Origin of the sequence: Actinoplanes sp. NPDC023936 (genome assembly GCF_040639325.1) — a bacterium.
Lineage (GTDB): Bacteria > Actinomycetota > Actinomycetes > Mycobacteriales > Micromonosporaceae > Actinoplanes.
Window position 1 is genome coordinate 1 of the sequence record NZ_JBEZZR010000082.1, and the last position, 8,354, is coordinate 8,354.

General features: G+C 66.6%; 8 protein-coding genes and 2 pseudogenes. 7 read left to right on the top strand and 3 right to left on the bottom strand.

The genetic code is table 11. The features are described 5' to 3' along the window. Positions 1–255: 255 nt before the first annotated feature. Positions 256–684 (bottom strand): DUF4279 domain-containing protein, encoded by a 429-nt coding sequence (locus AB0F72_RS41910; protein ID WP_360444835.1) that lies wholly within the window; start codon positions 682–684, stop codon positions 256–258. A gap of 57 nt (positions 685–741) precedes the next feature. Next, positions 742–1,326, bottom strand: coding sequence for a hypothetical protein (locus AB0F72_RS41915; RefSeq protein WP_360444838.1), 585 nt, complete (start codon positions 1,324–1,326; stop codon positions 742–744). A gap of 271 nt (positions 1,327–1,597) precedes the next feature. Between AB0F72_RS41915 and AB0F72_RS41920 the strand changes: the two genes are divergently transcribed. Together AB0F72_RS41920 and AB0F72_RS41925 are read left to right on the top strand one after the other, a co-directional pair. Further along, positions 1,598–2,245 carry a hypothetical protein gene (locus tag AB0F72_RS41920; RefSeq protein ID WP_360444841.1) on the top strand — a complete coding sequence of 216 codons (648 nt, stop codon included), beginning with the start codon at positions 1,598–1,600 and terminating at the stop codon, positions 2,243–2,245. 181 nt (positions 2,246–2,426) lie between these two features. Further along, positions 2,427–2,987: pseudogene (locus AB0F72_RS41925) on the top strand (recombinase family protein); the annotation flags it as partial. Between the two features lie 47 nt (positions 2,988–3,034). On the opposite strand, the gene AB0F72_RS41930 reads toward AB0F72_RS41925, so the two are convergent. After that, complete coding sequence (locus AB0F72_RS41930; protein ID WP_360444856.1) at positions 3,035–3,211, bottom strand: hypothetical protein; 177 nt, start codon at positions 3,209–3,211, stop codon at positions 3,035–3,037. Between AB0F72_RS41930 and AB0F72_RS41935 the strand changes: the two are divergent. From AB0F72_RS41935 to AB0F72_RS41955, 5 genes and pseudogenes are all read left to right on the top strand, one after another. Next, a pseudogene (locus tag AB0F72_RS41935) lies at positions 3,129–4,013 on the top strand (recombinase family protein); the annotation flags it as partial. The gene AB0F72_RS41930 and the pseudogene AB0F72_RS41935 sit on opposite strands and share 83 nt — an antisense overlap. 446 nt (positions 4,014–4,459) lie before the next feature. Further along, entirely contained in the window at positions 4,460–5,755 is a 1,296-nt protein-coding gene (locus AB0F72_RS41940; RefSeq protein ID WP_360444844.1) for a DUF3696 domain-containing protein, read from the top strand. After that, complete coding sequence (locus AB0F72_RS41945; RefSeq protein WP_360444847.1) at positions 5,733–6,683, top strand: hypothetical protein; 951 nt, start codon at positions 5,733–5,735, stop codon at positions 6,681–6,683. The genes AB0F72_RS41940 and AB0F72_RS41945 overlap by 23 nt, the downstream gene beginning before the upstream one ends. A gap of 23 nt (positions 6,684–6,706) precedes the next feature. Beyond that, positions 6,707–7,318, top strand: a complete 612-nt coding sequence (locus AB0F72_RS41950; protein ID WP_360444850.1) for a hypothetical protein — start codon at positions 6,707–6,709, stop codon at positions 7,316–7,318. Beyond that, a complete protein-coding gene (locus tag AB0F72_RS41955; RefSeq protein WP_360444853.1) occupies positions 7,318–8,340 on the top strand; it encodes a hypothetical protein in 1,023 nt (340 codons plus the stop codon). Before AB0F72_RS41950 ends, AB0F72_RS41955 begins: the two co-directional genes overlap by 1 nt. The last annotated feature ends 14 nt before the right edge of the window (positions 8,341–8,354 follow it).

Genomic DNA, 8,354 nt, shown 5'->3' on the forward strand with positions numbered 1-8,354 from the left:
CTACGAGACGGGCACCAACCTCGCCCCGCTACCCGCCCTCAAGGTAGCGTGAAGATCAACTCATCGACCCTGTCCGTCGAAACGGGTCAAGCCCACTTACGAAGTGGGCCCGCCGTCCGGCACTTACACAGCGTGGATGCCCTGCGCCGGGTAGTTCGCCGAGCACTGATCTGCCGCCGACCGTGAACGCCGATCGCCGGAGCGCCGTCGCACAGCTTCCCTCCGCCTGGCAACTTGCCAAGCCAAGGTCCGCGCTCAGTCGTCGTCGCTGTCGTATATGTCGAACTCGAGGGCTCCCCCCACCTGGCTCAGGCGGGAGAGGAGGTCCGGTTCGAACCGCAGCATGTTTCCGGTTGGCGTGGCTGTGACGAAGCATGACCAGAACGCTGCCGCGCCCGTTTCTTGGATCTGGCGCAGGACGGACCTTCGCGGCTCGAGAAGCGGGAGCAGGCCTTCCAGATGTGCGGCTGGCGCCGCATCGTCCGGCAGATCGCTGACCAAGTTCCATGTCGTGTGTCGGCGTCGCGCGGCATCAGGATTGCGCCGAGAAGCCGAGGCACCATTTTCAAGGACATTTGTCGGCTGCAGGTTCATCCTCTCGCTAATCTCGTCCGCTGCAAGAACTTCGCTCTGGATGACGAATGTCAGTCGGCTCCGTTTCTTCACCCCGGCATTCTGCTGCACCGAGCATCCGGTTACGCGCAACGCACTGCCGCGATGAAGGTTCCGTGCACCTGCTGATCACTGGGGAATCAGCAGCCAGCGGGCAAAGCAGCCGGAGTCGCCGAGCTTGGTATAGGACCAAGCTTCGACTCGGTACCTCGCGCTGCCAGCCGGAAGGCGGAGTCCCGTGTCGCTGTCCCGGGAAGGTGGCCCATGTTCCACTGGCATGTGACCGGTGTGCGGTGGCAGCAGCATCATTGCCTGCTCGCCCGCGCCGTCACAGGCAGCGCTGAAGATGGCGAGTTGCCCACTGGGAGTGTTGATGAAAGCGTGGGCTTCGGCAGGCGCCTCCGCGAACTCCAGAGCGTCACCTACGACCTGCCGATAATCGGCACCGGACGCCTGAACGATGGCGATGATGCCGTCGACGGATTCAAAGACCTCCATCCAACTGTCGTCGCGGACGACTCCGTCGCCTCCGACGATTGCTGCCGCTTCACCCCCGAGCGGGATGCTGATCTCCTCCGGGCCCAGGTCCACGATGCGATCGAAGTACTCGTCTTCGGTGGAACCAAGCCAAAGATGGCGAATGCCGAAGTCAGCGGCTAGGTATGGCTCGCCGTTGGTCCAGAGCCGGCCGATGTGTGTCCATCTGCTTTCCACGGCATGAGTATCCGGGGTCACCCGTCGCGCAGCGCCCCGAGGACGCACTCTCCCGCTGGTGCTTCATGATCGAAATTTGACGGAGCTTAACGACTGGATCATCAGCTACTTCCCGGCCGGGTCATGCACGCGGTGAAGTGACGTGCCGTTCAGCAGCGCGGAGATCATTTCGGTGAGCTCGCAGCGATACGGATCCGTCACGGTCCGCAGTTCGTCTCTGCCGTGCCCTGCTCGGCGCCACAGGGCTTCAGCCATCCCGTAGAGTCGCCGCGTGAGTCGATCTTGGCCAATCCTGTGGACCGCCGTAACGCTGGCGGCGGTGACCGGCTGCGCCGCCGGGGAACAACCCGGCCCGGCACCCGTGTCGGCGTCCCCCTCCACGGGGTCCGCCTACTACACCGGCCTGAGCGGCGAGTGCCCCACGCTGACGTCCCCGGAGGCCGTGAGGTTCACCGGCTCCCGGACGCCCGTAGGGATCCGGTCTCCGAAGCAGCCTGATTCTCAGCGGATCGACTGTAGCTGGCGCCCGTCGTCGGCTATCCCGCCGTGGGTCGTCGCGGCTCTGACGATCTACGACGGGCCGGACACCGGGCGGCAGGCCGCCGAGAAGTCCTTCAACCTGGGCCGCGAGTACGACACGAGCAGAGCGAACTTCTCCTCGGCGATCCGAGCGACCGAGCGAACGACTCCGTCCGGCCCGGCTTACGCCGTCGCCAACGCCACCGGCAGCCTGTCCCAGACGGACCAACTGTCGCAGACGACCCTCATCGGGAACGTCGTGGTCAATGTCCTCCTCTTGGAGGAGCCGGATCCCGGAGTGGACGGGAGCACCCGCGCCGCCGAACTGCTGACGGACCTGGCCGCCACGGGCGATGCAATCACCGCCGAGATCGCCGGGCAACTGGTGAGCCAGACGTAACAGGTCGATCTGTTGGGCCACGGCCGGGCCAGGAAAGTCCGTCATCACACGCGGGGGTGGTCTCCCGGTGTCCGGCGAGCGTCATCGGGGTGACCTGAGTCGATAGAGCGACGACGGATTGCCCGTCTGGTTGCTATCGATAGAGCACCGGCTCGTTCCTCATACTGTGAGGTGATCGGCGATGCCTGCTTCCTCCTGCTCTTCTTCGGCTCCGCCGTCGGGTTCGTTCGACGCGTGGGTGTCCGCCGCACCATCGGCGCCGCGAGTGCGGGGCCGTGGGCAGCCGCGTGCCGGCGGGTTGCGGTTCGCGTTCTACGGGCGGATTTCGACGAGTGAGTATCAGGATCCGGTGTCGTCGCGGGCCTGGCAGGTGGAGGCGGCGCAACGGCTGATCGCCGGGCGGGGCCGGATCGTGGTGGAGTTCTTCGACCCGGGCGCATCACGCAGTGTGCCGTGGGTGAAGCGTCCGCAGGCAGCGGCCTTGCTGGCTGCGGCCGCTGCCCCGGATCGGGTGTTCGATGCGGTCGTGGTCGGTGAGTTCGAGCGGGCGTTCGCCGGCGGCGAAGCCCGCCGGGGCGTCGCAACCTTGCGGGCTCTCGGGGTTGCGCTGTGGCTCCCCGAGGCCGACGGGCCGGTGGATCTCGACCGGGCTGATCATCGTGCGTTGCTGATGATGCTCGGTCATCAATCCCAGCGGGAAGTGCTGCGCAGCCGGTTCCGGGTGCGGTCGGCGATGGCCGCCCAGGTCCGGGAGCAAGGCCGGCATCAGGGCGGCCGCCCGCCGTACGGCTACCACCTGGTTGATGCGGGTCCGCACCCGAACGCGGTGCAAGCGAGCTGGGGTCGCCGTCGGCATCGTCTCGAGGTGGATCCGGTGACGGCGCCGCATGTGCGGTGGATGTTCGCCCGCCGCCTCGAGGGCATGAGCGTGGCGGGGATCGCGCGTGGGTTGAACGAGCGGCGCATTCCGTCGCCCGGCGTGTATGACCGGGTCCGCAACCCGCACCGCGGGCAGAAGGTGTGGACGGTCCGCACGGTGGCGGCGATCCTGGCGAACCCGTGGTATACGGGTCGTCAGGTGTGGAACCGGCAATACACCGACCATCGCGAAGCCGTGCCCGGCGACAAACGCAGCAGCCTCGGCCCGGTCCGGATCTGGAATCCGCGCGGTGACTGGGTGATCTGCCCGGACCGTACCCACCCCGCGCTGGTCGGCGACGACGACTTCACCGCCGTCCAACAGATCACCGCCCCACCGGTGCCTGCCGACGGCCAGCAGCGGCGGTACGCGCTGACCGGGCTGCTGATCTGCGGCGTGCGCGGGCGACGGCTGGCCGGGCACTGGGTCAACGGACGACCCGGCTACCGCTGCCGCCACGGCCACACCAGCGCCCACCCGGCATCTGAGGACGCGCCGCGCTGGATGTACTGGTCGCAGGACCGTCTGGTCGAAGACGTGATCGCCGTCAACGCCGAGCTCGCGGATCTGGTCGACGCCAGCGATGTCGCTGCCTATCTGAAGGCGCGGGACGCGGTCATCGTCTGCGGCCGCGGCAGTCTGACGATCGAGGACACGGCCAGCGCACCCGCACCCGCCCCGGTGACCGCATCCGCAGAGGCGACCAGCGAGGCCGCGACACCGGAGGAAACGGAACCGGAAACCAGCGACGCCGAAGAGATCGCCGCGAGCGGACGGTCCCGCACCCGGCGGAAGCCCCGGAAAATCAAGAAACCGCAGGTAGCAAGAAACCCCATCCGATCTCACTGAAGACGTGATGATCGATATGGGGTTTAACGTGTCCGAGCCCAACACGACAGGCAAACACACAGTGATCGCCGTCGGAACGCTGCTACCCCGTTGATTTGAGTGCCCAGTCAGGATCCGCCCTATTGAGACGGCTTTGCCTGAACCTCGAGCGGGTTCAGTGGCGGCCAACGGCGTAAGGGCTTGGTCGGACCTGAGCGCCCTCGTGCGGTAGTGACGCCCGCCAACTGGGCCTTAAGTGACGATGCGTATCCCAATCCTCACGGCAGATTGATCGCATCCAGCTCGGGCAGCGCTCAGATCACCCCGCTATGACCGTCACCCCCACCACGTCACCCCCAACGTTGACGACGTTCCGGCCGCAGTCCGTTTTGTCTTGTTCGCCGAACCATTCGATCTCTTACCAACTACGTAGAGAAGCCGGTCGACTACTGGATAGCCTGTCCATCATGGTTCTGGCGCGGATGGCTCTGACCAACTATCGGGGCTTCGCGAGCCGGCAGGCCATCGAGCTGCGGCCAATCACCGTCGTCCTCGGCCGTAACAACGCAGGCAAGAGCGCCCTGGTCCGCGCCCCGGTCATCCTTGCTGGTGGCATCGATACCGACTCGCAGGAACCGGTGGACATTGACAAGATCAGCGAGGAGTTGCTCGAGTCGTTCGCCGACTTGATTCACGGCGGCCCGGCCGGTGAGTCTCGCATCGGCGTTGAAGTAGCAGTCCGGGCGGACGGGCTGTCGCGGCTGGTGGCCAGCATCCGTCACCTCCCGCAACAGCACCGCGAGGTGGTCGAGTCGCTGGAGCTTTTCGAAGCCGGGACGTCGAAGGGCAGGCTGGAGCGAATCTCGGGCATCCCGGAGACGGACCGATTCCCGATCTACAAGGCCCACCTCGACGGGCGGGTGTTGCAGTCCGCTGTCGAGTTCCAGGGACTGCTTCCCCATCGCTTGATCGACGAACCGGTGGCGGGAGAAGCCTTGGTCGGCGTGAGCCGCCGTATCCGTAACAACTATCCGGTCATCCGTTACCTCGGCCCCTTCCGAGACCGCCCACATCGCCGCTACCGCCTTCCTGGCCGCACGCGGACCGAGGTCGGCGCCACTGGCGAGCACGCCGCCGGCATCCTCGCAGGCGATCGGGCCTGGGACGGCGGACGCCTCATCCGCCTCGTCAACGACGCCATGACCGGTCATCTCCCGGGATGGCGGGTCGACGCCGTCGACCGCCACGGAACCTGGGCGATCGTGCTCACCTCGACGGCCGACCCGTCGGTCCGGGTCAACCTGGCGGACACCGGCACGGGGATCGCCCAGATGTTGCCGATTTTCGTCCAGCGCGCGATCGACCAGGTGCGACCGAGTCAGCGTCCGGTGCTGGAGATCGTCGAACAGCCCGAACTCCACCTGCATCCCGCCGCGCACGCGATGCTCGCCGACTTGTACCTCGAAGCCGTCCGGAGGACCTCGACTCGATTCCTCATCGAGACACACAGCGAGACCTTCCTCCTGCGCCTGCGCCGACGGATCGCCGAAGGCAGCCTCGGCGCTGAGCCGACGACCGTGGCGGTTCACTTCGTCGATCGCGCGGACGGGACCTCCGTTGTCCGGCCCATCCACATCGACGCCGACGGCAACGTCGACTACTGGCCGGAGGGCGTGTTCACCGAGGACTACGACGAGACACGCGCCCTCGTGCGGGCGCAGCGAGGAAGGAGGGTGGAGGATGCGGGTCGAGATCGATCCTGAGGTCTTCCGCACGCCCGACCCGCGCAAGCCGGACATCCAAGCGGTGTTCCGGCTGCTGGAGACGTTCGATATCGGCCGACACGACTGGGTCATCGACCCCTTCGAGGTCGACGACTTCGCCGCCTTCGTGCCGTCGCACTTCCCGTCTCTGGCCGAGACCTATGCGTCGATGGCGCGCCTAGCCTCGAAGCGCGAGGCGGCGTGGACCGGAAGCGGGCGATACCCGACAGTGGTGGTGGACACCGAGAGCTTGGTTGACCTTGCTGCCGACCTGAGCCAGTCGGCTGTCGTCGTGGTCGAGGATCTGCCCTCGGACGGTGAACGCTTTCTGGGGACGCTGATCCAGGTCTTCGGCCCGGAGCGTCTTCAGCACGCATACCGCGAGCAATGGCTCGAAGTCGTTCACAGCGGCGGCACCGGCCGGATGCCGGATGTCGCGGCCGCGGCGGCCAAGCGCTTCCGGAGGCTGGTCCGGGTCGCGGCCTTCCTGGACAGCGACCGGCTGACCGTGGACGCGCCCGGCAACACCGACAAGGCTGAGAAGCTGGCTGGACATTGCGCGCACGTACACCTGCTGGCCTGGCGGGAAGCCGAGAACTACGTACCAGACGTGGTGCTGCGTCGCTGTGTCGGGCGTGCCACCGCATCGGAGACGCTGCGGACGCTCAACCAGCTGCTTCCCCACCAGCGCGCCGTCTACGACATGAAGAACGGCTTCCGCAACGGCGTACCGCAGGATCAGCGCGGCGTGTTCGACGGTCTCGACCAGGCTGCACTGGAAGTCCTCCACAACGGGTTCGGTCGCAACATCCTCATCCATCTCTCCGATCTTCGTGACGAACTGACGGCGGCCGACTTCGAGGCCGTGGACAGGAATGCCGCCGCCGATCTGCGGGCGTTGCTCGCCGCCATCGATCGACTCGTCTGATCTCCTTCCGGAAGGACTCCGTCGTGACTAACAAGCCGCTGTCTGCCCGCGCGCGCCGTGCCTTGGTCGCTCTCGTGTTGCATCCCGACGCCACCACGAACCGCACCGTCCACGATGAGTTCGGTTTCAAAATCGAATCGGCCGAGCGCAGCGAGTTGGACGGCCGCGAGCTGATCACCTTCAGTCGAGGACCACACAACGCCTTCGTGCACCAATTGACGGACGCCGGGCTGCAACAGTGCCGCGAAGAGCTGTCGGCCGTGGCACCGGACGACGCCAAGCCCGCCGACCGGATCTTGTTCGCCACGTGGCAGCTCCTGGCCCGCACGTTGCCTGACACGCTCCCGGCGCTCAGGTCCTTCCTGGGAATGTCACCGCCGTCGCTGCCGGAACGGATCCTCGCCGTTTATCAGGAGCTGGCGGCCCGGCCCGGTGGACCGGTCGGCCTCGAAAAGCTTCGGGAGCACCTCGACGCCGAGCGTAAGGAGGTCGACCGCACGCTTCTCGAGATGGACGGGCGCCGGGAGATCCACCTCGAACCCGATCCCGACCGGGGAGGGCTGACAGCCGAGGCCCGGGAAGCTGCGATCCACCTAGCCGGTCGGCCGATGCACCTGCTCCGGGTGCGCGCCTGATGAGGGACGACGAGCGCCGCGCGCTGGAGGCGGTCTCCTTCGACTGGGCCCCAACGCCGTCTCGGGTCTGGCAGCCGCCCGAAGCGCACGTCACCGGGCTCAACGAGCCCGTCTACCGGCTCATCAAAGGTGCGTTCCGAGATGCCGGCAGGGCTGAGGAGCAGAGCCCGCTCGGCATAGTCGTCGAGGGAGAACCTGGTTCCGGAAAGACCCACCTACTGTCCTGGACACGCAAACACGTCCAGGAGCAGGGCGGATACTTTCTGCTCGCGGGCCTGACGCGCGGCCGGGAATTCTGGCCCGACATCGTTCACACCTTCATCCAGGACCTCAATCGGACCGGCGAGCCTGGAACATCCACCCAGTTGCAGCTGATGCTGGAACGCCTAGCGGACCGGGCGGGCGTGGATCAGGAGACCCGCGACCGGGTGACCGGTCGGATCGCACTCACCCCGCCGGCGCTCAACACCTTTGAGCGGGCCGTGCGTAGGCTGCTGCCCGGCTCGGGTCGAGACCTCGCTGCTGTCCTCCGGGCGCTGACGATGATGGCGGCCGATGACGCCGACCTCCGCGACATCGGCGAGGGATACCTGCGGTCGCGCCTCGACGACGCCACCCGCGAGTGGGCGGTCTGGCGACTGACCGTCCAGCCCGTGGAACCTCGGGAGACCGCCGAACTGATTTCACAGATACTCGCACAGACCGGTCCTGCGGTCCTTGCGTTCGATCAGATCGACACCATCTTCGCGCAGTCTCGCCGATCCGACAGTGACGACAGCGTGCTGGCACCGCTGGCAGACCAGCTGGGCAGTGGGCTGATGGACATCCGCCAGGTCTTGAGGCGCACGGTCCTGCTTGTCGCGTGCCTGAGCCGCTCGTGGGATCTGATCCAGGAGCATGCCGTGGGCTCGGTCCCGGACAGGTTTCGACGGGAGACACAATGTCCCGCCCCGAGTTTGATGGAGACATCGAAACCTGGGAGAAGATCTAGCGATGGCGGCACCGAAGAAGTACCCCGATGATCTGCGTGAGCGTG

Bases quoted from the DNA above. Each gene is read 5' to 3' on its own strand.
- AB0F72_RS41955 (WP_360444853.1), top strand. From the start codon at position 7,318: ATGAGGGACGACGAGCGCCGCGCGCTGGAGGCGGTCTCCTTCGACTGG.
- AB0F72_RS41940 (WP_360444844.1), top strand. From the start codon at position 4,460: ATGGTTCTGGCGCGGATGGCTCTGACCAACTATCGGGGCTTCGCGAGC.
- AB0F72_RS41945 (WP_360444847.1), top strand. From the start codon at position 5,733: ATGCGGGTCGAGATCGATCCTGAGGTCTTCCGCACGCCCGACCCGCGC.
- AB0F72_RS41930 (WP_360444856.1), bottom strand. From the start codon at position 3,211: ATGCGCCGCTCGTTCAACCCACGCGCGATCCCCGCCACGCTCATGCCC.